General features: G+C 71.1%; 16 protein-coding genes. 8 read left to right on the plus strand and 8 right to left on the minus strand.

Annotated features, from left to right (window positions below):
- The first annotated feature begins 1 nt into the window (after nucleotide 1).
- Nucleotides 2-997, plus strand: a complete 996-nt coding sequence (rfbB, locus tag ACH45N_RS07435; RefSeq protein WP_397392616.1) for a dTDP-glucose 4,6-dehydratase — start codon at nucleotides 2-4, stop codon at nucleotides 995-997.
- 160 nt (nucleotides 998-1157) lie between these two features.
- Here rfbB and ACH45N_RS07440 read toward each other — a convergent pair whose 3' ends face one another.
- Entirely contained in the window at nucleotides 1158-1790 is a 633-nt protein-coding gene (locus ACH45N_RS07440; RefSeq protein WP_397392618.1) for a dTDP-4-dehydrorhamnose 3,5-epimerase family protein, read from the minus strand.
- Between the two features lie 54 nt (nucleotides 1791-1844).
- On the opposite strand from ACH45N_RS07440, the gene rfbD reads away from it, so the two are divergent.
- Complete coding sequence (gene rfbD / locus ACH45N_RS07445) at nucleotides 1845-2717, plus strand: dTDP-4-dehydrorhamnose reductase (protein WP_397392620.1); 873 nt, start codon at nucleotides 1845-1847, stop codon at nucleotides 2715-2717.
- A gap of 24 nt (nucleotides 2718-2741) precedes the next feature.
- Here the strand turns inward: rfbD and rfbA are convergent, their stop codons facing one another.
- Nucleotides 2742-3605: a glucose-1-phosphate thymidylyltransferase RfbA gene (rfbA, locus tag ACH45N_RS07450; RefSeq protein WP_397392622.1), complete on the minus strand. Its 864-nt coding sequence runs from the start codon at nucleotides 3603-3605 to the stop codon at nucleotides 2742-2744.
- 244 nt (nucleotides 3606-3849) lie between these two features.
- Here rfbA and ACH45N_RS07455 point away from each other — a divergent pair, with 244 nt between their 5' ends.
- The 6 genes from ACH45N_RS07455 (at nucleotide 3850) to ACH45N_RS07480 (ending at nucleotide 15732) form a co-directional block, all read left to right on the plus strand.
- Nucleotides 3850-4923, plus strand: coding sequence for an LCP family protein (locus tag ACH45N_RS07455; RefSeq protein WP_397392624.1), 1074 nt, complete (start codon nucleotides 3850-3852; stop codon nucleotides 4921-4923).
- A gap of 241 nt (nucleotides 4924-5164) precedes the next feature.
- Complete coding sequence (locus tag ACH45N_RS07460; protein WP_397392626.1) at nucleotides 5165-7114, plus strand: glycosyltransferase; 1950 nt, start codon at nucleotides 5165-5167, stop codon at nucleotides 7112-7114.
- A gap of 20 nt (nucleotides 7115-7134) precedes the next feature.
- Nucleotides 7135-8394, plus strand: coding sequence for a UDP-N-acetyl-D-mannosamine dehydrogenase (gene wecC, locus ACH45N_RS07465; RefSeq protein ID WP_397392628.1), 1260 nt, complete (start codon nucleotides 7135-7137; stop codon nucleotides 8392-8394).
- Nucleotides 8391-11462, plus strand: a complete 3072-nt coding sequence (locus tag ACH45N_RS07470) for a CDP-glycerol glycerophosphotransferase family protein (RefSeq protein WP_397392630.1) — start codon at nucleotides 8391-8393, stop codon at nucleotides 11460-11462. Before wecC ends, ACH45N_RS07470 begins: the two co-directional genes overlap by 4 nt.
- Nucleotides 11459-11851, plus strand: coding sequence for a glycerol-3-phosphate cytidylyltransferase (gene tagD / locus ACH45N_RS07475; protein WP_397392632.1), 393 nt, complete (start codon nucleotides 11459-11461; stop codon nucleotides 11849-11851). The genes ACH45N_RS07470 and tagD overlap by 4 nt, the downstream gene beginning before the upstream one ends.
- 83 nt (nucleotides 11852-11934) lie before the next feature.
- Nucleotides 11935-15732 (plus strand): CDP-glycerol glycerophosphotransferase family protein, encoded by a 3798-nt coding sequence (locus tag ACH45N_RS07480; protein WP_397392634.1) that lies wholly within the window; start codon nucleotides 11935-11937, stop codon nucleotides 15730-15732.
- Nucleotides 15733-15822: 90 nt separating this feature from the next.
- Here the strand turns inward: ACH45N_RS07480 and ACH45N_RS07485 are convergent, their stop codons facing one another.
- From ACH45N_RS07485 to ACH45N_RS07510, 6 genes are read right to left on the minus strand one after another with little or no spacing between them, the layout of a single operon-like run.
- Complete coding sequence (locus ACH45N_RS07485) at nucleotides 15823-17766, minus strand: XcbB/CpsF family capsular polysaccharide biosynthesis protein (RefSeq protein WP_397392636.1); 1944 nt, start codon at nucleotides 17764-17766, stop codon at nucleotides 15823-15825.
- Nucleotides 17763-18938: a non-hydrolyzing UDP-N-acetylglucosamine 2-epimerase gene (gene wecB, locus ACH45N_RS07490; RefSeq protein WP_397393819.1), complete on the minus strand. Its 1176-nt coding sequence runs from the start codon at nucleotides 18936-18938 to the stop codon at nucleotides 17763-17765. Before wecB ends, ACH45N_RS07485 begins: the two co-directional genes overlap by 4 nt.
- A 14-nt stretch (nucleotides 18939-18952) precedes the next feature.
- Nucleotides 18953-20092, minus strand: coding sequence for an ABC transporter ATP-binding protein (locus tag ACH45N_RS07495; protein ID WP_397392638.1), 1140 nt, complete (start codon nucleotides 20090-20092; stop codon nucleotides 18953-18955).
- Nucleotides 20082-20984, minus strand: a complete 903-nt coding sequence (locus tag ACH45N_RS07500) for an ABC transporter permease (RefSeq protein WP_397392640.1) — start codon at nucleotides 20982-20984, stop codon at nucleotides 20082-20084. The genes ACH45N_RS07495 and ACH45N_RS07500 overlap by 11 nt, the downstream gene beginning before the upstream one ends.
- Nucleotides 20981-22723, minus strand: a complete 1743-nt coding sequence (locus tag ACH45N_RS07505) for a glycosyltransferase (RefSeq protein ID WP_397392642.1) — start codon at nucleotides 22721-22723, stop codon at nucleotides 20981-20983. Before ACH45N_RS07505 ends, ACH45N_RS07500 begins: the two co-directional genes overlap by 4 nt.
- Nucleotides 22723-24033: a glycosyltransferase family 4 protein gene (locus tag ACH45N_RS07510; protein WP_397392644.1), complete on the minus strand. Its 1311-nt coding sequence runs from the start codon at nucleotides 24031-24033 to the stop codon at nucleotides 22723-22725. The genes ACH45N_RS07505 and ACH45N_RS07510 overlap by 1 nt, the downstream gene beginning before the upstream one ends.
- Nucleotides 24034-24072: the final 39 nt, after the last annotated feature.

Here is a 24072-nt window from a genome sequence, read left to right on the forward strand (position 1 = left end):
GATGCGGGTCCTGGTCACCGGCGGCGCGGGCTTCATCGGCGCGAACTTCGTGCACCAGACGGTGCGCGAGCGCCCCGATGCGCGGGTCACCGTGCTCGACGCCCTGACGTACGCGGGCGACCGTACCTCGCTCGACCCGGTCGCGGACCGGGTGGAGCTGGTCGAGGGCTCGATCACGGACGCGCCGCTGGTCGACCGCCTGGTCGGGGACGCGGATCTGGTCGTGCACTTCGCGGCCGAGTCGCACAACGACAACTCGCTGACCGACCCGTCGCCGTTCGTGCAGACGAACCTGGTGGGCACGTTCACGCTGCTGGAGGCGGTGCGCAGGCACGAGGTGCGGTTCCACCACATCTCGACGGACGAGGTGTACGGGGACCTGCCGCTCGACACCCCGGACCGGTTCACCCCGGACACGCCGTACAACCCGTCGTCGCCCTACTCCTCGACCAAGGCGGGCTCCGACCTCCTGGTCCGCGCCTGGGTCCGGTCCTTCGGCGTGCGGGCGACCATCTCGAACTGCTCGAACAACTACGGTCCCTACCAGCACATCGAGAAGTTCATCCCGCGCCAGGTCACCAACCTGATCGACGGCGTGCGTCCCCGCCTGTACGGCGCCGGGCTCAACGTGCGCGACTGGATCCACGTCGAGGACCACAACGCGGCTGTGTGGACGATCATCGAGAAGGGCAGCATCGGCGAGACGTACCTGATCGGGGCCGACGGCGAGACCAGCAACCTCGACGTGGTGCGCACGCTCCTCGAGATCTTCGGCCGGGACGCCGACGACTTCGACCACGTGACCGACCGGCCCGGGCACGACCTGCGGTACGCGATCGACGCGAGCCGGCTCCGGGACGAGCTGGGGTGGGTGCCGCGGTACACGGACTTCCGGGCGGGGCTGGAGGCGACCGTGGGGTGGTATCGGGAGAACGAGGCCTGGTGGAGGGGCGCGAAGGCTCTGACGGAGGCCAAGTACGCGGCCTCAGGGCAGTAGCGGGGCTTGGGTCCGGCCGGGGGCGAGAGCAGTGTGCGCGCCGCCTCGCTCACGGGCCCTAGGGGGCCCTCCGCTACGGTTTTACGGCGGCGCGCACACTGCTCTCGCCCCCGGCCTCGTCGTTCGGCCGGCGGTTCTGAGGCGGCGTACTTGGCCTCCGTCAGCGACTGGTCGCTGGGGTGGCGAGAGTGGTGCGGTAGGCGTCGACGGCTTCCATGGTGGGGAGGAGGCCCTGGGTCTGGGCCTCTTTCAAGGTGGGGGCCGCCTCGTCCTTCTCCGAGAGGAGCGGGGTCAGCGGGGTGCCGTCTCGTGCTGTGGTGGGCCAGGTGATGGCCAGGTCCTTGTCCAGGGGGTGGATGCCGTGCTCGCGGCCCGGGGCGTAGCCGGCCGAGCAGAGGTAGAGGACGGTCGAGCCGTCCTCCAGGGACATGAAGGCGTGGCCCAGGCCCTCGGACAGGTAGACGGCGCGGCGGTCGACGTCGTCCAGGAGCACGGCGTCCCAGGTGCCGAAGGTGGGTGAGCCCACGCGGAGGTCCACGACGACGTCGAGCACGGCGCCGCTCACGCACATGACGTACTTGGCCTGGCCCGGCGGCACGTCGGCGAAGTGGACACCCCGGACCACCCCGGCGGCCGAGACCGAGCAGTTGGCCTGTTGGAGGTCGAACGCGTGCCCGACCGCGTCGGCGAACGGCCCCGACTTGAACGCCTCCAGGAACAGTCCGCGCGGATCCCCGAACTGCCGCGGGGTGATCTCGAACGCGCCGGGCACGGTCAGCTCGCGGTACTCCATGGAACTCCTCGCGTGGTTCGTCGGCGGTCCTGCGGCCCTGGTTAGGATCCTAGGGTGACCAGCGGACGCAGCACGGCACAGCGGTGGGTGGTCTTCGGCGCGGCCGGCATGCTCGGCCAGGACCTGGTCGCTGCCGCCCGCGGCGCGGGTCACGAGGTGGCCGGGATCCGCCGGTCCGACGTCGACATCACCGACGCGTCGCGGGTGCTCGACGCGGTGGTGGGCCACGACGTCGTCGTCAACTGCGCGGGCTGGACCGCCGTCGACGACGCCGAGACCCACGAGGCCGAGGCCTTCGCCGCCAACGCGACCGGGCCCGCGCACCTGGCGCGCGCCGCCGCGGCGTCCGGCGCGCGCCTGGTCCACGTGTCCACGGACTACGTGTTCGACGGCGGCGCGACGCAGCCCTACGCCGAGGACGCGCCGGTGGACCCCCGGTCGGCCTACGGGCGGACCAAGGCCGCCGGCGAGTGGGCCGTGCGGGCGTACGCGCCGGACGCCCTCGTGGTCCGGACCGCGTGGCTCTACGGGGCGGGCGGGAAGTGTTTCCCGCAGACCATCGCGCGCGTGGCGGGGGAGCGGGAGCGGCTGAGCGTCGTGGACGACCAGACCGGCCAGCCCACCTGGACCGCGGACCTCGCGGACCTGATCGTGCGGCTCGTGGCGGCGCGGGCGCCCGGCGGGCTGTACCACGGGACGGCGTCGGGCCAGGTGACGTGGCACGGGTTCGCCCGCGAGGTGGTCGCGGCCGCCGGGCTGACGACGCCGGTGGACCCGACCACGAGCGCCGCCTACCAGCTCCCGGCGCCCCGGCCGGCGTACTCGGTGCTGGGGCACGACCGCTTCCGGGAAGTGGGCGTCGAGCCGATCGGTGACTGGGCCGAGCGCTGGAAGGAAGCGGCACCGACGGTACTGGGGACCCGCTGAGAGCGTCGCGACCCGCCCCGGTGGTCAGGAGTCCAGGAGGCTCAGCAGGTACGTGCCGTAGCCGGACTTGGTGAGCTTCTCCGCCCGGGCGCGCAGGTCGTCGTCCGACAGGAAGCCGCGACGCCACGCGACCTCCTCCGGGGCGCCGATCTTGAGGCCCTGGCGCCGCTCGATGGTGCGGACGTAGTCCGAGGCCTCCAGCAGGGAGTCGAACGTGCCCGTGTCGAGCCAGGCGGTGCCGCGGGGCAGCACCTCGACCTGGAGCCGGTCCTGGCGCAGGTACTCGGCGTTGATGTCCGTGATCTCGTACTCGCCGCGCGCCGAGGGTTCGAGCCCTTTGGCGATGGCCACGACGTCGTTGTCGTAGAAGTACAGGCCGGGCACGGCGTAGCTCGACCTGGGCCGGGTGGGCTTCTCCTCCAGCGAGAGCGCCCTGCCGTGCTCGTCGAACTCGACCACGCCGTAGGCGGTGGGGTCGGCCACGCGGTAGGCGAAGACCGCGCCCCCGTCGAGATCGGCGAACCTCGTGAGCTGGTTGCCCAGGCCGGGGCCGTAGAAGATGTTGTCCCCCAGTACGAGCGCGGCCGACTCGGCGCCGAGGAAGTCCTCGCCGAGCACGAACGCCTGGGCGAGGCCGTCGGGCGATGCCTGCGTCGTGTAGGTGATCGAGATGCCGAACTGCGCGCCGTCGCCGAGCAGCCGCTCGAACTGGTCGGCGTCGTGCGGGGTGGTGATGACCAGGATGTCGCGGATCCCGGCCAGGATCAGGGTGGAGAGCGGGTAGTAGATCATCGGCTTGTCGTAGACGGGGACGAGCTGCTTGCTGATGCCCTGGGTGATCGGGTGGAGCCGCGTTCCTGAACCGCCGGCGAGAATGATTCCGCGCATGAGCCGGATCCTCCCACGCGACGGCCGGTCACCGAAGGGTGGAACCGGGTGGTCGGAGGGTGTTCTCCTGCTCTTCCTCCGCCGTCTTTCTCTCATCAGGAAATACCCGCAGAGAATTCACCCGGATGAAATTCCTTTCTCGCACACAGGCCGTCATCGTGCAGGTCAGGGGCAGGGTGAATCACGGGTGATCTCTTTCCCAGGGTGATGCGGCGCCGGTCGTCCGAGCTGTACTCAGATGGGTATGCATGGACCTGATGGAGTCGGCGACCTCCTGACCGCGCCACGTCCCGCCGAACCTGAGGCGGCTCCCGCGCGACGTCGTCGCCGGGGCAAGGGATTCGTCGCGCTGGTGATCGTCGGCGCCCTCGTGCTCGTCTGCGCCAGCGGCGCCATGGCGTACTACGGCTACAAGATCTCGCTCGACGAGAAGATCGAGCGCATCGAGGATCCGTTCGCCGACCTCGACGAGGCCGCCCGCCCCGAGCCGGCGCCCGTCGAGGGCCCGGCCGCCCCCGTGAACATCCTGGCACTCGGCTCCGACAGCCGGATCTCCGCCGGCGACCCCTCCGCCTGGGAGCTCGGCGCGCAGCGCACCGACGCCATCCTGCTCCTGCACCTGTCCGGGGACCGCAAGTCGGCCGCGGTCATCTCGATCCCGCGGGACTCCTGGGTGGACATCCCCGGCTTCGGCGAGGGCAAGATCAACGCGGCGTTCTCCTTCGGCGGCCCGGGCCTCATGGTCCAGACGGTCGAGGCCCTGACGGGGGTGCGCATCGACCACTTCGCGGTGAGCGACTTCGAGTCCTTCACGACGCTCACCGACACCCTCGGCGGCGTGGAGATCACGGTGCCCGACGGCGCGGGCGGCTCGGTGGAGCAGACGATGACGGGCAAGGAGGCGCTGGAGTTCACGCGTGAGCGGTATGCCCTGGCGAACGGCGACTTCGGTCGCGTGCAGCGGCAGCAGGCCTGGATGCGGGCGATCGCCTCGAAGGCCACCGAGAACAAGAGCGACCTGCTGAAGATGTCCACGTTCCTGGAGGCGGCGGTCCGGGCCGTGGCGGTCGACCCGGACCTCACGATCGACCGGATGCTGGAGCTGGCGGTCAGCGCCAAGGACCTCTCCACCAGCGACATCACGTTCCTGACCGCGCCCTACACGGGCACCGGCCGCAGCGACGACGGGCAGTCGATCGTGCTGCTCGACCGGGACACGCTCGACCCGCTCATGGCGGCCGTGGCGCGCGACGAGCTGCCCGTCTACCTGGCGGAGTCGCCCGACGGGATCGACACGCTGCCCTCCGTCGTGGAGTAGTCGCGGTGCCAGGGCTCAGACCAGGTCGTCGCGGCCACCGCGCTGCGGAAAGTTGACCGGCCGAAATATTGCCCGGGTGAATCTCTGCCCCTTTCACCCGCTATCGCAATAGGGGGACATGGGCCGCTTGTAGCATCAGTTCACCAATGGCGCATCCTGGACGTCCGGCACCTTCTCTTTCGCGCCTGGCGGGGGTGCCCATATCGCTGAATGCCTTCGGGCAGACAAGGACATTCTTGCCGTGAAGGATCGTGCGCCGGGCGTGGTGCGAGGGCTCCGTCGTGCGGTCTGGCACCTGCGACAGGGCGGCCTGGTCCAGCTCCGGACGCACCTGCGCAGGCAGCGGGTCCCGCTGGCCGGGCAGGTCGGCGGGTCGCGCCTGACGAAGGACGGGCTGACGTTCGACCCGTGGCCGGCCCGTCCGACGTCGCGCCTGGCGGCGCGCGGGACCGCGGTCGACGGCGCCGTGGCGGGGCGCGACCCGGTCGGCGGGCCGCGCGACCTGCGGGTCGGCGTCATCCTGGACGACTTCTCACGGCTCGCGTTCGCGCCCGAGTGGCACCAGGTGGCACTGACCCCAGCGACCTGGCAGGACGAGCTGACGAGCGGCCTGGACCTGCTGTTCGTGGAGTCCGCCTGGAACGGCAACGGCGGGGCGTGGCAGTACCACCTGACCGGTACGTCGGCCCCGCGACCGGCCTTCGCCGAGCTCGTCGCGGCCTGCCGTGCGGCGGGCGTGCCCACGGTGTTCTGGAACAAGGAGGACCCGGTCCACTTCGCGGACTTCCTCGACGCCGCCCGGCTCTTCGACCGGGTCTACACCACCGACGTCGACCGCGTGCCCGCCTACGTCGAGGCCCTGGGCCACGACCGCGTGGGCGTGCTGGAGTTCGCCGCGCAGCCCGCGATCCACAACCCGGTGCGGCTGCACGGCCGCGGCCCGGAGCGGGACGTCGCGTTCGCCGGCATGTACTTCGCGCACAAGTACCCGGAGCGGCGCGAGCAGATGGACCTGCTGCTCGGCGCAGCCCTGGACGTGTCGCCCAGGATGGAGCACGGGCTGGAGATCTTCAGCCGGTTCCGCGGCGACGACGAGAAGTACCAGTTCCCGGCGCCGCTGGACGAGCGCGTGGTCGGCTCGCTCGACTACGACCGGATGCTGACCGCCTACCGCGAGTACAAGGTCTTCCTCAACGTGAACTCGGTGGTCGGCTCGCCGTCGATGTGCGCGCGCCGGATCTTCGAGATCACCGCCTCTGGCACGCCCGTCGTCTCGACGCCGAGCGCGGCCGTGGGGGAGTACTTCCCGGGCGACGAGGTCTTCGTCGCCGAGACCCGCGAGGCGGGTGCGCACGCGATCCGGGCACTCGTGCGCTCGCCCGAGCTGCGTGACCGCGCGGTGCACAAGGGTCAGCGCCGCATCTGGCGGGAGCACACCTACGCCGCCCGGTCGCAGAAGGTGCTGGCCGACGTGGGCCTGGCCGGCTCGGCCGTCGTCGCACGGCCGACCGTGACCGCCCTCGTCTCCACGAACCGCCCGCGCCAGCTCGACCACGTGCTCGGCGTGCTCGGCGCCCAGGAGGACGTGGACCTGCAGGTCACGCTGCTCACGCACGGCTTCGAGGTGGACGACGCGGACCTGCGCGCCCGGGCCAAGGAAGCCGGCGTCGGCTCGCTGGAGCTGCTGACGGCGACGGCGGACGTGCCGCTGGGCGCGTGCCTGAACCTGCTGCTGGACGCGGCCGACGGCGACGTCGTGGCGAAGATCGACGACGACGACCTGTACGGGCCGCAGTACCTGTCCGACCAGCTCTACGCGCTGGCGTACTCGGGTGCGGACGTGGTGGGCAAGCAGGCGCACTACATGTACCTCGAGGGTGCGGACGCGACGATCCTGCGGTTCGCGGAGCGGGAGCACCGGTACACGGACTTCGTGATGGGGCCGACGATCGTGGCGCGGCGCGACGTGGCCGCCGCAGTGCGCTTCAAGGCCGTGAGCCGAGGCGAGGACTCACGTTTCCTCAAGGGTGTGGTGCAGGGCGGCGGGACGGTGTTCTCGGCCGACCGGTTCAACTTCGTGCAAGTGCGGTCAGCGGCAGGCGGCCACTCCTGGGACGTCGCCGACGCCGAGCTGCTCGCGAGCGGCGAGGTCAAGTTCTACGGGCGTGCGACATCGCACGTGATCTTCTGAGAGTGCGGGGAACGGGAAACATGGGTATCAGCAGCGTCGGAGTCGTCGGCCTCGGGTACATCGGGCTGCCGACGGCGGCAATCCTCGCTGCCAACGGGATGTCCGTCACCGGCATCGACGTCAACCCGGGCACGGTCGACGCCGTGAACCGTGGCGAGGTCCCGTTCGTGGAGCCGGACCTGGCCGCCTATGTCAGTGGGAGCGTTGCCAGCGGCAAGCTGCGGGCCGTCACGAGCCCCGAGCCGGCTGACTGCTTCATCGTCGCGGTGCCGACCCCGTTCCAGGGCGACCACGAGCCTGACCTGTCATACGTGCGTGCAGCGGCCCAGGCCATCGCACCGCAGCTGCGCGGCGGTGAGCTCATCATCCTGGAGTCGACCTCGCCCCCCGGGACCACGAGGAAGCTGGCCGACTGGATCATCGAGGCGCGTCCTGACCTGAGCCTGGACGGCGCCGACGGACGACTCGTGTTCCACGCGGCGCACTGCCCTGAGCGTGTGCTTCCGGGGCGGGTGATGGTCGAGCTGGTCACCAACGACCGGATCGTCGGCGGGCTCACGCACGAGGCGGCGGAGCGGGCGCGCGACCTGTACCGGGCGTTCTGCCACGGCGAGATCCTGCTGACCGATGCCAAGACCGCCGAGATGGCCAAGCTCGTCGAGAACTCGTTCCGCGACGTGAACATCGCGTTCGCCAACGAGCTCTCGGTCATCGCGGACCGCCTCGGCATCGACGTCTGGGAACTCGTCCGGCTCGCGAACCACCACCCGCGGGTGAACATCCTTCAGCCGGGGCCGGGCGTGGGCGGGCACTGCATCGCGGTGGACCCGTGGTTCATCGTCGATGCCGCGCCCGAGGAGGCGCGGCTGATCCGGACGGCGCGGGAGGTCAACGACACGAAGCCCGGCTGGGTGCTCAAGAAGGTGCGCGCCGCGGTGGACGGCACCGAGAAGCCCGTGATCGCGGCGCTGGGCCTCGCGTTCAAGCCGGACATCGACGACCTGCGCGAGTCGCCGGCGCGCCGGATCGTCGGCGAGCTGGCGGACGAGTACCCGCAGGCCGAGATCCTCGTGGTGGAGCCGCATGTGGGCGAACTGCCGAAGGAGCTGGCAAACCGGCGCAACGTCGTCCTCAGCACCATCGACGACGTCGTCGCGCGAGCGGACGTGATCGCGCTCCTCGTCGGGCACTCGGCCTTCTCGGAGATCAGGGACGGATCGCTCGCCGGTGCGAAGCGGGTGCTGAGCTTCGTCGGTCCGGTTGTGGCGTCGCCGGCATGATCGCGGCCCCCTTCCGACGGTTCCTCGGCGGCGTCGTGCGCCGGGCCAGGCGGCCGCGTCTGTCCGTCGTCATGCCCTGCAGGGACGGTGGCGAGTACCTGGAGCCGGCGATCCGCAGCGTGCTCAACCAGGACCTCCGCGACCTCGAGGTGATCGTTGTCGACGACGGGTCCACCGACGGGTCCCGCGAGCTGGTGGCGCGCCTGGGAGCCCGTGACCGCCGGTTGCGCGCCGCCCGGACCCGCGGCGGCCTGGGCCCAGGCGTCGCGCGGAACCTCGGCGTGGAGCTCGCGCGGGGTCGCTACCTCGCGTTCGTCGACGCGGACGACGTCGTCCTTCCCGGGGCGTACGACGACATGGTCCGCCGGTTGCGGCGGCCGCGCACCGACATGGTGATGGGCGGGTATCTGCGCCACGGTACGACGGGGAGCCACCGCCCCAAGGTGGTGGCCAAGGTGCACCGCGCAGAGGTGCTCGGCACCACCGCGGCCCGGACGCCCGAGGCCCTGGATGAGCCCGTCGTCTGGAACCGCATGTATCGCACCGCTTTCTGGCGGCGTGCGGTGGGACCGTTTCCCGAGACGGGCAACTACGAGGACCGTGAGCCGGCTCTGCGCGCGACGCTGCGCGCACGCCGGTTCGACGTGCTGGAACGTGACGTGTATTCGTGGCGTCTGCCCGAGGGACGGGGCTCGCGCTCGCAGGACAAGGAGGAGCTCTCGAACCTCGAGGACCGTGTCGCGGTCATCGAGCGCAAGATCCCCCTCCTCGCCGATGCCCCGGTGCAGGTCCGCGATCGGGTCTGGGCCCGCTGGCTCGGCACGGACCTCGGAATGTTCGGTGCCCACGTGCCCCAGTGCGACGACGACTACTGGGCCGTGCTGCGACGGACCGCGGCCCGGCTGGCCGCGAGCGCTACGCCGGAGATCTGGGCGCGCATCCCGGTGTCGGACCGGCTCCTGAGCTACGTGATCAGCGAGGGGGCCCGGGCCGACGCCGAGGAGCTGCTGGGCACCCGTGCCGAGGACAGCACCGCGGTGCCGCTCGTGGTGGACGGCGGGACGTTGCGGGCCGTGCCGGAGGTGCTCGGGCGGCTGACGACGCGGATCCCGGCGAGCCTGCTCACCGTCGACCCGGCGCTGCTCGAGCCGGAGGTCGGCGTCCGGCGAACCATGTGGGTCGCCCCGGGGCTGTTGTCGGTGACCGGATGGGCGTACCTTCCCGGTCTGGACCCGGCGACGGATGGACTCGTCGCCTCGGTCAGCCGCCGGAACGGAGTAGATGACGAGACCGGGTGCGAGCTGTATCCGGTCACCGACGCCGAGATCGACGTCGAGAGCGGCGATCCCTGGCGCTCGTACGCACGGTCCGGGTTCGAGGCGCTGGTGAAGACCGACGGGCTGCAGGACCGGGAGGTCACGCTCGTCGTCGCGCTCGAGCTCGGGGGACAGCGCTGGACCGCCGACCTCGCGGTGAACCTCCCTTCCTCGGGTGAGACCGCGGGTCCCTTGCCTGCGGAGATCCGCGGCAGCGGGTTCGGTCCGACGCGCGTGCGTATGGACGGGCTCCGGGTCGACGGGTCGCAGGTCGGTGTCATGGGCAGCGTGTCGCCGGTGGTGCCCCGCCTTCGGGTCGGTATCGCGACGTCGCGCCTGTCGTTCGAGACCTCGGTGGCCCCAGCTCCGGACGGCTCGTTCGAGGCCATGATCGCGCCCGCGGGCTTGGCGTTCCCGAGCGACGGCTACTTCGTGCGCTGGTCGACCAAGGATGACGGGCCGTTGGTGGGTTGGGCACGACCGGGGCGCACCCTCACGGAGGGTCCGGTCGTGGTCGACGGTGAGCTCCAGCGAGCCGCCATGAAGCGGCACGGCGAGAACTCCGTGAGCCTGACCGTGAGCGCCCCGTTGACCGCAGAGGAACGATCTCGAGCCGGGCAGCGGAAACTGCGCGACGTCTCGCCGGCAGGCGCCCTCACCCGGGCGATCGTGTTCGAGACCTTCAACGGAAAGTCGTGCGAGGGTAGCCCTCGCGCCGTGTTCGCCGCGCTGCGCGCGGCGGGCGTCGACGCTGCCATGTACTGGTCCGTGCGGGACCTCTCCGTCCCGGTCCCCGACGGTGCCAAGGCCCTCATCATCGGTTCGGCCGAATGGCACCGCGTGCTGGGGGCCGCCAGGGTGCTGGTGAACAACAACAACTTTCCGCACTGGTTCGTCAAGCGGCCGGGCCAGTTCTTCCTCCAGACCTGGCACGGTACGCCGATCAAGCGACTGCTGTTCGACCTGCCGAACGCCGCGTCGCCGCTGACCTACCGACGGATGATGCGACGCCAGGTGCCGATGTGGGACCTGCTGCTGGCGCAGACTCCGGCAGCCGAGCGGAACCTGCGAACGGGTCTCGGGTACGACGGCGAGGCATGGGTCGTGGAGCAGCCGGCCAACGGTGTGCTGTACGAGAGCGGGGGTGTCCGCGAGCGTGTTCGCGAGCGGCTCGGGATCGGTTCGGACGAGCGGGTGGTGCTCTACGCCCCGACGTGGCGCGAGGCGCACAGGAACCGGTCCCGCGCGGGGAGCTGGGCCGAGGCGCTCGACCCGGCCGGCCTCGCGGCGGCTGTCGATGCGCGGGTGCTGGTCCGCAGCCACCACGTCACGGCCCGGGCCGCCGCCATGGGCGCGGGGGTGCTCGACGTCAGTGAGTACCCGTCGGTCGAGGAACTGATGCTCGCAGCCGACCTGCTGGTCAGCGACTACTCGTCGGTGCTGCACGACTGGTCGGTCACCCGGCGGCCCGCGATCCTCTTCGCGCCGGACCTCGAGTGGTACCGCGACGTCGAGCGCGGTTTCTACGGGGACTGGCCTGCTACCTCGCCCTGGCCCCTCACCGAGACGCCGGACGACCTGGCCGCCGCCGTGCGCGCGGCGTTCGAGAGCGGCACGGCGGGTGCGGCGCCACCGCTGGACGGGGCGCGCGTCCGCGACGAGCGGCGTCGGCTCGTCGAAAAGATCTCCCGCCACCTGGACCTCACGGTCGCAGGCGAGGCGGAACACGTCGGTACCAAGGAGATTCGATGAAGCGCGTCATCACGTACGGAACGTTCGACATGCTGCACTACGGGCACATCGAGCTGCTGCGCCGGGCGCGAGCGCTCGGCGACTACTTGATCGTCGCCCTGTCCAGCGACGAGTTCAACGCGGGCAAGGGCAAGAACGCCTACTTCTCGTACGCGGATCGCAAGCGGATGCTCGAGGCGATCCGACACGTGGACCTGGTGATCCCCGAGCACACCTGGGAGCAGAAGGCCTCGGACATCGGCCTGTACCAGGTGGACACGTTCGTGATCGGAGACGACTGGGTCGGCAAGTTCGACGAGCTCAAGGCCCAGTGCGAGGTGGTGTACCTGGCTCGGACACCCGAGATCTCCACCACGCAGATCAAGGCAGAGCTGACGAAGGCGTCTTGAGCGACCTGGTCAGGAAGACGGAGAAAATGGGGCGTCAGGTGAAGACGGGGGTATCCCAGCAGGTTCGCGAGGTCGGCCTGAAGGTGGCAGCAGGTGGACAGGGTTCCGCCGCGGCGGCGGCGCACTACCGGCTCGCGGTGCTCGACATCGCCGCCGACCGGCTCGCCGGTGCTCAGTCGAGGCTCGAACGCGCGCTGGCGATCGACGACAGCCAGGCGACGTGGCACCACCGGCTCGGGTTCGTCCAGGAGCGCCGCAAGCGCTATGCCGACGCGCTGGCGTCCTACGAGCGGGCACTGGCGATCGACCCCACGGTCGCGGAGCGCCACTACCGCGCCGGCCGATGCCTCCAGGCACTCCGCAACCGCGGCCAGGCCATGCAGCGGTTCGAGACGGCTGTCGTGCTCGACCCGAAGCACGTCAGGGCTGCCACGGCACTGTTCGAGATGCTGGACAACAGCGTGCCGCTGTGGCGCAAGCACGAGATCCTCGACCTCGTCGCGCCCATCCTGGACAGCCCCGACGGATACACGCAGCAGGTGCAGGCCGCGCACGACCTGGGGCGGGACGAGGACGTGCTGCGGGTCGTGGCCCGGCTCGAGACGTCCCACCAGGCCGACTCCCGGACCTACCTCCTCGCCGGGCTCGCAGCGGAGAAGCTCGGCCGTACGGCGCAGGCCAGGCGCGAGCTGGAGAAGGCGTGCCGCCTGGACAACGATCCCCGCACGATGATCGTGGGCCCGGGAATCTTCTTCGAGCGTCAGGGGGACTGGCGCGAGGCGGCAGCCCGGTTCGTCGCCCGCTGGGACGAGGGCGTCCGTGATGCGGAGCTGGCGTTCAAGGCCGGCTACGCGTTCGAGCGCCAGTACCTGTGGCAAGAGGCGGTCCGGTGGTTCGACATCGCGCTCGGGCTCGACGCGCGCCTCCCGTACCGGCACTACAAGAGGGCCCTTGCCTTGGAACGGGGCGGCCACCGCTCGGCCGCCATCGACGGGTACGCGGCTGCGCTCGAGCTCGGCGGGCGCTCGCAGCGTGACTGGTTCTACCGGCTCGGTCGTTGCCTGCTCGACGACGGCCGTCCGGGGGAGGCGCTCGACGCGCTGCTCCGGTTTGCCGGTGCGGACGACCTTGCCGCCGAGCTGCTGCCCGCAAACGATCTCCACGACGAGCCGGCCGGGGAACGGCCGGAGGTGCGGGACCTGATCCAGGACCGTTCTGCGGCCGCACAGCTGGCCTATGCCCGGTCCGGCGTCGACATCCTGCCCACCGATCCCGCGCTGTGGTTGCGGCTCGCGGAGACGTTGTCGACCGCGGGCGACCTCGGTGCGGCCGACGAGGCCTACCGCGAGTACGAACGGCGTGCACCGGAGATCGACCTGCGCAACCGCGCACGCCATGCGCTCGTCCTGGCACGCCTCGGGCGGGAGGCGGCGGGCGCCCGCCTGCTGCTCGACGGGCGCGAGTTCGCACTGCCGGACGGCCTCCCGCTCGGGGTGATCACCGGAACGGACCACGCCCGGCGTCGGGCCCTGTACGTCGAGTACTGCGAGCGGTACGAGGTGGTCGAGGAGTCGGTGCTCTTCGAGTCGTACTGGGGCGACAAGGTTGCCTGCAACCCGTTGGCCATCTACCGGGCCATGCTGCAGGACGCGCGATTCCGGGACCACACGTTCGTCTGGGTGGTCAAGGCGGACACCGACATCCCCGTCGACGTCCGGTCCGACCGCCGGACCGTCCTCGCCACGTACGGCAGCGAGCTGCACGTGCGGAGTCTTGCGACCGCGGGCACGCTCGTGAACAACACGTCCTTCGTGGACTACGTCACCCGTCGCGACGGCCAGCTCTACCTCAACACCTGGCACGGCACGCCGCTCAAGACCCTCGGCAAGCGCATCGGTACGGGTGTGGCCGAGTACGCCAACGTGGCGCGGAACCTGCGCAACACGACGCACATCGTCGCTCCCAACGTGCACACCCGGGACGTGCTCGTGCACGACTACGACCTCGACGTCACCTATCGAGGGGCGGCGGACGCGCTCGGATCGCCCCGCCTGGACGCGCTGGTCGTCGCCGGCGAGGCGGAGCGTCAGGCGGCGCTGGACCGGCTGGGCCTGCGGGTCGGCGCCGGCGAACGGGTGGTGTTCTACGCCCCGACCTGGCGCGGCGGCGGTGAGAACCGCACCATGGACGCCGATTCGGTCGTCCGGGACCTCACGGAGATGGGCTCGGTGCCCGGCACGATCGTCCTCTACCGGATGCACCACATGGTCGAGGCGGTCGTGGGCGACATCGAGGTGCCGGCGATCAAGGTCCCTGCCGACATCGACACGTACGACGTCCTACCCTGCGTCGACGTGATGGTCACGGACTATTCGAGCCTCATGTTCGACTTCCTCGTCACCGGTCGTCGGGTGATCCTGTACACGCCCGACCTCGACGAGTACGTCGCGGAACGTGGCGTGTACTTCCGGCCCGACGAGGTCTTCGACGACGTCGTCCGGACCCGGGCCGAGCTCCGGGAAGAGCTCGGCCGGACCGAGCCTTTCGAGCCGGGCCCCCGGTACCAGGAGTCGCGACGGCGTTTCACCGGCGCGGAGGACGGGAAGGCGGCGGCTCGCTGCCTCGACCTGATCGTTCGCCGCCGCGACGACACGTCCTCCACCCCGGGGGCAGGGGTGGAGGACGAGGCGGAGGCGGTTGTCTTCTTTTCCTCGCTCATCCCCAACGGGATCTCGACGTCGCTGCTCAACTTGCTCGCGAACCTCGACCGGTCGCGGTACCAGCCGGCGCTCCTCATGGAGCCCGCGATCGTCGAGCGGTACCCGGACCGGCTGGAGACGTTGGCGAAGGTACCGTCCGACGTCTCCCTGATCACCAGGAACGGTGCGATGGTGGTGTCGGTCGAGGAGCGTTGGCTCATCGACCGGTTCACGAAGCACTCCTACCTGTCGGAGCCGCAGTGGGAGCTCGTCCGCAAGGGCTACCGGCGCGAGCTCCGACGGCTTCTCGGTACGACGCGTCCGATCACGCTCGTCGAGTTCGAGGGGTACTCGACGTTCTGGATGTCGCTCCTCGCCGCCGCCGAGGGTTCGGGACACCGGTCCTACGCCTTTCTCCACAACGAGATGCTCGCGGAGAAGGAGACCAAGTACCCGTCCCTGGAAGCGGTCTTCCAGCAGTACCGGGACTTCACGGGCCTGGCCAGCGTCTCCGGTGCGACGGCCGAGCTGAACGGGTCGGAGCTCGAGGCAGCCGGCTATCTGCGCGGCAAGCCGATGGTCGCGGTGCACAACGCTCTCGACCACGAGCAGGTGATCGCTCGCGCCGCGCAGGAGATCGACCTCCCGGCCGAGCTCGGGGCGCACGAGGGGCCGCTCGTGGCCGTCGTGGGGCGCTTCTCACGGGAGAAGAACCAGGTCGACGCCATCCTGGCGATGAAGCAGGTCCTGGGGCAGCGACCCGACGCGAAGCTCGTGGTCGTCGGCTCGGGTCCCCTGGAAGGGTTCCTCAAGACGGCGGTGGTGGAGGCGGGGATCGCGTCGTCCGTCGTGTTCACCGGGCAGCTCGCCAACCCGATGCCGCTGATGAGGCGTGCTGACGTCTTCATGATGACCTCGACGCACGAGGGACAGCCGCAGGTCCTGTTCGAGGCGATGATCCTCGGGACCCCGATCGTCACCTATCCGACCCCGGGTATCAGGGAGGCGGTCGAGCTCGGGTACGGCCGCATCGTCGAACCCTCCCCGCAGGCGCTGGCGGCGGCAGTGCTGGAGACCCTTGACGGCACGGGTGACGCCGTCGGCGTGTTCGACGCGGAGGCCTTCAACAGGCGGGCGCAGACCGAGTTCGATGACCTGATCCAATTGGTTCCCCGGCCATAACGGTTCCGTATGCCCGAAAGAGGGGGGCCTTGAGACCTGATCAGGTCTCAAGGCCCCCCTCTTTCAACCGCGTTGCGCGGCACTGACCTGTCAGGCGACCTGGTGAACTCCCACAGGAAGACCGAACCCGGAGAGCAGCGCGTTGAGGGCCATCGCCTGGTGCTGGATCGTCTGTCCGGGAACGTCGGAGTGTGTCTTGATCTTCTGGTTGTCCGAATCGAGGAAAGTGATGTGGTCGCCGATCGGCGCGAGCGTCGTGCCGATGTACTCGTATTGAGGTGATCGGTGCGAGGTGACGACCACCGGGTGATACCACTCCGGGTACTGAACTCCGCGGGCGTACTGGGCCAGGCGGCCGAAGACCGACTCCTTGGTCTCGGGAAAGATCCCTCCCGAGGTGAAGTGCACGTCATCATGGTTCTGCTCGTAGTGGGCGTCGTTCAGAATGGGGTCGACGGCCACGAAGTTCCAGGCATTGAGCAGGCCCTGGTGCAATGCGCCAGATCCACCCTTCGAGGGCCCGTACAGAACCACGTTCTCCTGTGCGATCGCGTTCTCGGCTATGAACTCGCTGATGAATCGGCTGATCCGCTCGCTGTTCCCTGGGAGATAGGTCGTGTTGAGGTAGAACGCTCCTCGTACGCCACCGAGGTCGGCGATCCGCAGGACGCCCGTCCCCGGGACCAGGTGTTTCTGGATCGCCTTGTACGTCTGGAAGAAGTGACGGTTGATGCTTGTCTCAAGCCGGTCGGTCATCGGGGAGAAGACGACCACGAGCTTGGTAGTCCTGCCGTTGGTCGCCGGCGAGAAGTGGTAGACGACATTGTTGTCCGGCGTGATCTTGTAGGTCCCGCTCTTCACTGCCTGCCAGAGATTCTTCAGCTCGTCGTGCTGGACCAGCCGCGTAGTGCCGGCATCGACCTTGTAGATGTAGAAGCCGTTGTTGGTGAGGTAGTTGAGAGCATCGCGAGCGCGCGGGTCCTGCCGCGCTGCCTGCATCAGGTTCCTCCCGTCCGGGACGACTCCGAGCAGGTCGAGATGAAGGTACTTCGGCAGTGCCCCGTTGCGCTCGATCTGCGCGGCGACACCGGCCGCGCCGTCGGCGATGGTCGCCTTGACCACGGCCGTGCTCTTCGGCTTCGACGCCGCGCCGGGTCCACCCGCACCGTTGGCGGTGTGTGCCGGGACGGCGCTGCGGGAGCCGGTCTGCGGGCCGGCCGGGTTCATGACACGCGGTACGTCCGCGCTCGGCATACGGTGGCCGCCGGTGACGGGCTGTGCCCCCGGCCCCCACACCACGCGCCCCTCGATACCGGTGAGCTGACGCACGACGTCCAGGTACACGTGCTCCGCGTAGTGGAACGGCGCATCGCCCCACGGGTGGTGCGGGCCGGACACCACGGTGGCGGGGTCCACGGTCACGACGTGAGCGCCGAGAGCCTGTGCCGCGGCGTCCACATACGGCCGGAACACCGGGTTGGCCTGCGCAGCGGAGACGCCGAACGAGTCCGGTGTGGGCTGCCCGCTCTCCGACCACTCGGCCCAGGGGAGGTCGAGCAGGGCGATACCCACGTGCGGCATGATGCCCCGGATCGACTCGCCGAGCGCTCGGATGGCCCCCTGCCAGTACTCGAAGTGCTGCTGGGTGCCGAACGCGAGGTGGCGGGTGCCCTGGGGCAGGTGGTTCTCGGCGCCCGACTGGATGAGCTCCACCGAGCGCGTCAGCACGGTGCCGTCGGGCAGCAGGTAGACGCCCAGGCGTTCGTCGGTCAGGTCGACCAGGAGCACGTCGACGTGTTCGGCGAACTCGGGAAGCATCCTCCGCAGGCTCGACCCGAAGTCCCCGGCGATCATCCGTTGCTGGAACCGCGACTCCAGCGTGGGCGGCGCCATCAGCTCGACGGGCCGGGTCGTCGCGCTCAGGGCGGACTGCCGCGCCACGTACTGGACCAGCTCGAACTGCTCCGGATCGAAGTGCTCGAACGTGTCCCGCGACACGCACGAGCCATAGATAAAGACCCTGGTCTTGCTCATGCTCCACCCTCTGCAGTAGCGGCAGTGAATTCTTCGTCCAGCACGAGGTCCGGCAGCAGGCCGGGCAGCGCGGGCGCGAGCATACGTGCCGTCGCGTCCAGCACCCGGCTCGCGCTGCGCCCGTCGCCGTACGGGTTGATGGCCTGCGCCATGAGCTCGTAGGCGGCGCCGTCGGTCATCAGCCGGTGCACCTCGGCCACGATGCGGTCCTCGGCGGTGCCGATCAGGCGGGCGGTACCGGCCTCGACCGCCTCGGGTCGTTCTGTGTTCTCCCGCATGACGAGCACCGGCTTGCCCAGGCTGGGCGCCTCCTCCTGGAGCCCGCCCGAGTCCGTCAGCACCAGCGTGGACAGCGACAGGAGGTGCGTGAACTCGCCGTAGCCGAGCGGCTCGGTCACGGTCACGTTGGCCAGCCCCTCGAGGTGCGGCAGGACGGCGTCGCGCACCACGGGGTTGCGATGCACCGGCAGCACGATCGCGGCCTCGGGGAACCGTCGCGCGATCCGCGCCAGCGCGCGGCCGACGCCCTCCATCGCCGTGCCCCAGTTCTCCCGGCGGTGCGTCGTCACGAGCACGATCCGGCGGCCCGATGCCGCGACGCGCGCGAGAGCAGGGTCGGTGAACGCCGTCCGGCGTTCCACGGCGAGGTACAGGGCGTCGATGACGCTGTTGCCGGTCACCACGATGTTCTCCAGCGGCACACCCTCGGCCACCAGATTGGCCAGGCTGCGCAGGGTCGGCGCGAGGTGCAGCGAGGCGATCTGCGACGTGATCTTGCGGTTCGCCTCCTCCGGGAACGGCGACTGGATGTCGCCGCTGCGCAGGCCCGCTTCCAGGTGCACCACCGGGATCTGCCGGTAGAAGGCGGCCAGCGCGGCGGCCGTCGACGTCGAGGTGTCGCCCTGCACGATGACGGCGTCGGGTCGGCGAGCCTCCAGGATCGGGTCGAGCCGGGCCATGACGCGCGCGAAGATCTGCCCGAGCGTCTGGCCGTGGCTCATGATGTCGAGGTCGTGGTCGGGCACGATGCCGAAGACCTCGTTGACCTGGTCGAGCATCTCGCGGTGCTGGCCGGTCACCACCGTCACGGAGTCGAACCGGTCGTCGGCCTCGAGCGCCGCGATGACGGGGGCGACCTTGATGGCCTCCGGGCGCGTCCCGTAGATCGTCATGACGAGGGGGCGGCTCACAGGTCGCTCCTTTCCGCACGGATGGCTGCGGCACGCTCGGCGGCGGCCCTGGCCTGCTTGGCGTCGCGGCCGGTCGGTCGTGCGTGCCGTTCCCGCACCCGCCCCTTGGGCGGTTCCGGCGCGTCGATTCGAACCTGGGTCTCCCGGCGCTCGGCGAACGCCTCCTCGAGGATCCGCCGGGCCTCGTCCGGCTGGTCCTTGGCGAAGGCCCAGGCCCACTTGCGGTAGCGGACGGCGACGTCCTGCGCCTCGCCGTCGAGCACCAGACGTCCGTGGTGCAGCCAGATGGCGCGGGTGCAGGACTCCTCGATGGTCTGTGCCGCGTGGCTCACCAGGAACACCGTTCCCGCCTGCTCCCGGAGCCTGGTCATCCGGGCCTCGCTGCGCTCCTTGAACGCGGCGTCGCCGGTGGCCAGGGCCTCGTCGATGAGCAGGATGTGCGGGCGCGCCGCCGTCGCGATGGCGAAGCGGAGACGCGCCGCCATACCCGACGAGTAGGTGCGCATGGGCAGGTAGATGGACTTGCCCAGGCCGGCCAGCTCGATGACGTCCGGGATCGCGGCCTCGGCCTCGGCCGGGGAGAGCCCCATGGCCAGGCAGCCCAGCCGCACGTTCTCCTCGCCGGGCAGGTCGGGCACCAGGGCGGCGTTCACGCCGATCAGCACGGGCGTGCTCTCGGCGAGCACCTGTCCCTTCGTGGGCTTCTCCAGGCCGGCGATGATGCGCAGCAGGGTGCTCTTGCCGGAGCCGTTCTGCCCCACGAGGCCGATCTGCTCGCCGGAGTTCGCGACGAACGAGATGTCCGTCAGGGCGCGCACCGTCACCTTGGGCTCCTGGCCCAGCACGTTGAGCACCGCGCGCTTCACCTTGGCGCGCCGGCCGTTGCTCGTGTCCGTGGACGGCGTCCGGTAGAACATCCGCAGGCCCTGCACGGCCACGGTGGGCCACAGCACGGGCGTGCTCCCGGACCTCGGCCCGACGGCGGCGAACTGTCCGGTGTGCGGCGGGGCCTGCACGGACATCGGGACAGCGCCTGTCATCGGCCGCTGGGCGGCCTGGGCGGGCAGCGGCATCGACGCGGGGCCGTTCTGGCCGATCGGCGACGGCGGCATGGGGTAGTCGAGATCAGCGGCCATAGCTCTCCTCCGCCCGCCAGAAGACGACGAACCCGACCACGAGCAGACCCACGCTCCAGCCGCCGAGCACTGCCCAGCGCATGGGGTCGGGCGTGGTCGCGTACAGGACGCAGTCCCGCACGATGTCGAGCACGATGAACATGGGGTTCGCCTCGAGCCACACCTTCAGGTCCGGGTTGTCGGACAGCAGGTGGTCGAACGAGAAGAACACCGCGGACCCGTAGAGCCAGACCCGCATCACCATGCCGATGAGGTTGGTGATGTCCGGCAGCGCGGCGGCCCACCGGGCCACCAGGAGCGACAGGCCCGTGGTGAACATGACCTGGAGCGCCAGGGCGCCGGCCACCAGCGCGAGGCGCCAGGTGTACTCCTCGGCCGGAGGTATGAAGTAGATCAGCGCGGCGAGCGTGACCAGGGTCGGGCCCAGGTTGAGCAGGTTGCGCAGCACCACGGAGATCGGCAGCGCCGCGCGCGGGAACGTGAACGCCCGGATCAGGTTCTTGCCCTGCTGCACGGAGCGCGCGCCGCCGTTGATCGACTGCGTGGTGAACTGGAACAGGAACACGCCGATCAGCAGGTACCCGAGGAAGTTGTCGATGCCGCGCTGGTTGTTCATCAGCAGCCCGAACACCAGGTAGTAGACGGCGCCGTCGATCAGCGGGTTGAGCACCAGCCACGCCTTGCCCAGCAGGCTCTGCCGGGTCCCGCTGGCGACCTTGGCGCGCGCGTCCGCCCACAGGAAGTGCCGGCGCTCCCACAGGAGCCGCACGTACTGCCCCAGCGGCGGTCGCGCTCCCACGCGCGACAGGTTGCCGAGCGTCACCAGCTTCGTCGTCGTCGGTGAGGCGTCGAACAGGGCCGCGTACGACCCGGTCTCGGGACCCGCGCTCATGCCGTCACCCCCAGGCAGTTCCGGTAGACGCCCAGGTAGGTCTCCGCGTTACGCACCCATGTCCTCTCCGTAGCCACCCCGTGGCCCAGCTCCACCAGCTCGGCCCGCCGTCCGGCGTCGCCCAGGAGCGAGCCGACGGCGTCGGCCCAGCCCTCCAGGTCGCCGGCGTCGACGTGCAGTCCTGCGCCCCCCACGGCCTCGACGAGCGCGGGCAGCGCGCTCGCCACCACCGGCCGTCCCACCGCCATGGCCTCGACCGGCTTGAGCGGTGTCACCAGGCGCGTCACCTCGTGGTCGCGCCGCGGCACGAGCACGACGTCGAGCGCGGCCAGCCACGTCAGCGCGACGGCGGGCGGCACGCGGCCCGGGAGCACCACGTGGTCGGCCACGCCGAGCTCGCGCGCGAGCCGCGCCAGACCGGGCCGCGAGACGCCGTCGCCGACCAGCAGTCCCGTCACGTCGTGGCCCCGCGCGCGGAGCGTCGCGACCGTGCGGACCACGGTCTCCAGGCCCTCGTAGTCGACCAGGCTGCTCACGGTCCCGATGGCGGGACCGGCGGGCAGGCCCAGGGCCGCGCGCGCCGCCTCGGGTGTGGGGTGGTGCGCGGTGAGCAGCGCGTCGGGCACCGCGTTCGGCACCACCGTGACGTGCCCGGCGGGCACGCCCCGCGCCACGAGCGCGTCGCGCATCGTGCCGCTGAGCGTCACCACCGCGTCCGCGGCCAGCGCCAGCTCGGTCTCCTTCGCCTGCATCAGCGCCCGACGGCGGGACGCCGCCGCCCGCGACCGGGCCTCCGCCGTGCCGTGCGCCGCCACCCAGGTCTCCTCGGGCAGCCCGCGGACCTCGTAGACCCACGGGATCCCGGCCCGGCGCGCCGCGGCCCGGGCCAGCGAGCCGACGGCGGACGGCGTGGTGGTGTGCAGCACGTCCGCACCGACCTCACGCACGGCCGCGACCAGCAGCTCTGTCTCCTGGGCAGCGCGGCGCGCCGGGTCGGACGTCGCACGCGCCGGGACCAGCCGGCGGTAGGCGACGCCGTCCACGACGTCGGTCCCGCGCGCCGCGAGCGAGCCGATGGTCAGGGGGTAGCCCGGCCGCGTCGTCGCCGACGCCGCGAGCCCGTGGGCCCGCTGGGCCACGAGGATCGCGTGCGAGCGCAGCGTGTAGCCGCTCTGGGTGTGCGGCAGGGAGTTGGTCAGGTGGTGCAGCACGGTGACGGGGCGCTCGCCGCGCGCGCTCCCGGCCGGCTGCGGCTCGGCCGTCCGGGGCTCGGCCGCCCCGGGGTCCTGCGGACCCGGCCGCAGCTCGGCCACCTGCGCGCGCAGCCCGGCCGGCGCGTCCGGCCCGATCGATTCGACGTCGCCCAGCAGCCAGGCCGCGCGGTAGCGCGCGGGTCCCGCCGCGGCGACGCCGTCGACCAGCTCGGGGCGGCCCACCGCCACCGCGACCTCGGCCGCGATGCGGCGGCTGCGGCCCGCGGGGCGTGCCAGCAGCGACTCCGCCTCGGTGGCGGCGCCCGTGGCGTCGCCCGCGAGCATGCTCCCGAGGGCGTGCCGCGCGGACGGCGCCGGCGCGAGGCGCAGGGCACCCACCAGCGGGCGCCGCATCCGCTCGGGCGCCCGCCGGGCGGCCTGGACGGCGAGCCACAGCGGGTCCTCGACCACGGTGCGGGCCACGAAGGACGTGGTGAAGCGCAGGTTGCGCGCGAGCTCGCCCGCGCGCCGGAACGGTCGTGCCATCAGTACCGGGCCCCTCGGTCGGCGGGCTCGGGCCGCAGCGGGTGGGGGAGCAGCTCGTCGAGCAGCTCCGCGTAGCGGTGGCCCAGCACCTCGTCGCTCGCGTGCTCGGCGACCCACGCGGCGGCCTCGGGCGAGGCGGCGGGCACCACGCCGTCGGACAGCCAGCCGCACCACAGGTCGGCGAGGCCCTCCACGTCGCCGGGGCGCACGACGGCGCCCGCGCCGTTCGCCGAGACGAGGCTCGCCGCCTCGCCGGCGAGGCATGCGGAGGCCACGACGCCCGAGGCCATGACCTCGTACAGCTTGGACGGGACGGTCCACTCGAACGGGGCCCAGTCCCGCAGGGACACGATCACGGTGTCGGCCCAGGCGTACAGCTCGCGCACCTGGGTGGACGGCACAGACGGCTCCACGCGCACGGGGGCGCCGAGCTCCGCGGCCAGCCGGCGCAGCGGCTCCAACTCGTTGCCGTGGCCCACGATCCGGACGTCGATCCCGTACCCGCGCTCCTGGACCAGGGCTGCGGCGCGGACCGCGACGTCCAGGCCCTGCGACCGGCCGACGGTGCCCGCGTACACGACGCGCAGGGGACGGTCGCCGAGGACGACGGGGGCGTGCTCCCGGACCGGCTCGAACGCCGTGCCGTTGCGCACCACCGCGACGTTCCGCACGCCGCGGGAGCGCAGCACCTCGGCGAACGCGGCGGTCGTGGTGACCACGAGGTCCGCCCGGGCCTGCAGCCGGGTGACGGTGCGGTGCACCACGCGCGCCGCGAGGTCGCGGACCACGCGGCGCAGGTCGCCCGTCCGGCCCCGGCGCAGCAGGATGCCGCTGGGCTCGATCAGGTCGGGCCAGGCGTCACGCATCTCCACGATCAGCCGGGCCCGGTGCCAGCGGGCGAGGGCCCAGCCGGCCACGACGCTCGGGATGCCCGGGACGGTGGCGATCACGACCGCGGGCCGGCCCGCGGACGGCCGCACCCCGCGCAGCACCGAGCTGACGGCGGCGACCACCTGGTCCGCGACGCGCGAGCCGAGCCCGTGGGAATGCTCGCGGAAATTCACCCGGATGATTTTCTCGCCATGGGTACCGGTGGTTACCGAGCCGGGCAGGAATGCGGGTGAATTATGGGTGATCTTTCCCGAGGGGTAGTGCGGCGGCGGCGTCAGGACCGTCACCGGATAACCGGCCGGGACCAGGTGCCCGGCCAGGGCACCCCAGCGCCTCTGCGGGGCTCCTGACTCGGGCGCGTAGTGGTGCGTGACGAGGAGAATCGCGCGGTTCTGCGGGCGTCGGACGCGTGCGACCACGCGGGCTCTCCTCTCTCTGCGGCGGCTGGCCGGGGTTTA

Origin of the sequence: Promicromonospora sp. NPDC019610 (assembly GCF_044389365.1) — a bacterium.
GTDB lineage: Bacteria > Actinomycetota > Actinomycetes > Actinomycetales > Cellulomonadaceae > Promicromonospora.

Bases quoted from the DNA above. Each gene is read 5' to 3' on its own strand.
- ACH45N_RS07485 (WP_397392636.1), bottom strand. From the start codon at position 17,766: ATGAGCAAGACCAGGGTCTTTATCTATGGCTCGTGCGTGTCGCGGGAC.
- tagD (WP_397392632.1), top strand. From the start codon at position 11,459: ATGAAGCGCGTCATCACGTACGGAACGTTCGACATGCTGCACTACGGG.
- wecB (WP_397393819.1), bottom strand. From the start codon at position 18,938: ATGACGATCTACGGGACGCGCCCGGAGGCCATCAAGGTCGCCCCCGTC.
- ACH45N_RS07500 (WP_397392640.1), bottom strand. From the start codon at position 20,984: ATGAGCGCGGGTCCCGAGACCGGGTCGTACGCGGCCCTGTTCGACGCC.
- rfbB (WP_397392616.1), top strand. From the start codon at position 2: ATGCGGGTCCTGGTCACCGGCGGCGCGGGCTTCATCGGCGCGAACTTC.
- ACH45N_RS07440 (WP_397392618.1), bottom strand. From the start codon at position 1,790: ATGGAGTACCGCGAGCTGACCGTGCCCGGCGCGTTCGAGATCACCCCG.
- ACH45N_RS07495 (WP_397392638.1), bottom strand. From the start codon at position 20,092: ATGGCCGCTGATCTCGACTACCCCATGCCGCCGTCGCCGATCGGCCAG.
- ACH45N_RS07455 (WP_397392624.1), top strand. From the start codon at position 3,850: ATGCATGGACCTGATGGAGTCGGCGACCTCCTGACCGCGCCACGTCCC.
- ACH45N_RS07470 (WP_397392630.1), top strand. From the start codon at position 8,391: ATGATCGCGGCCCCCTTCCGACGGTTCCTCGGCGGCGTCGTGCGCCGG.
- rfbA (WP_397392622.1), bottom strand. From the start codon at position 3,605: ATGCGCGGAATCATTCTCGCCGGCGGTTCAGGAACGCGGCTCCACCCG.
- wecC (WP_397392628.1), top strand. From the start codon at position 7,135: ATGGGTATCAGCAGCGTCGGAGTCGTCGGCCTCGGGTACATCGGGCTG.
- ACH45N_RS07505 (WP_397392642.1), bottom strand. From the start codon at position 22,723: ATGGCACGACCGTTCCGGCGCGCGGGCGAGCTCGCGCGCAACCTGCGC.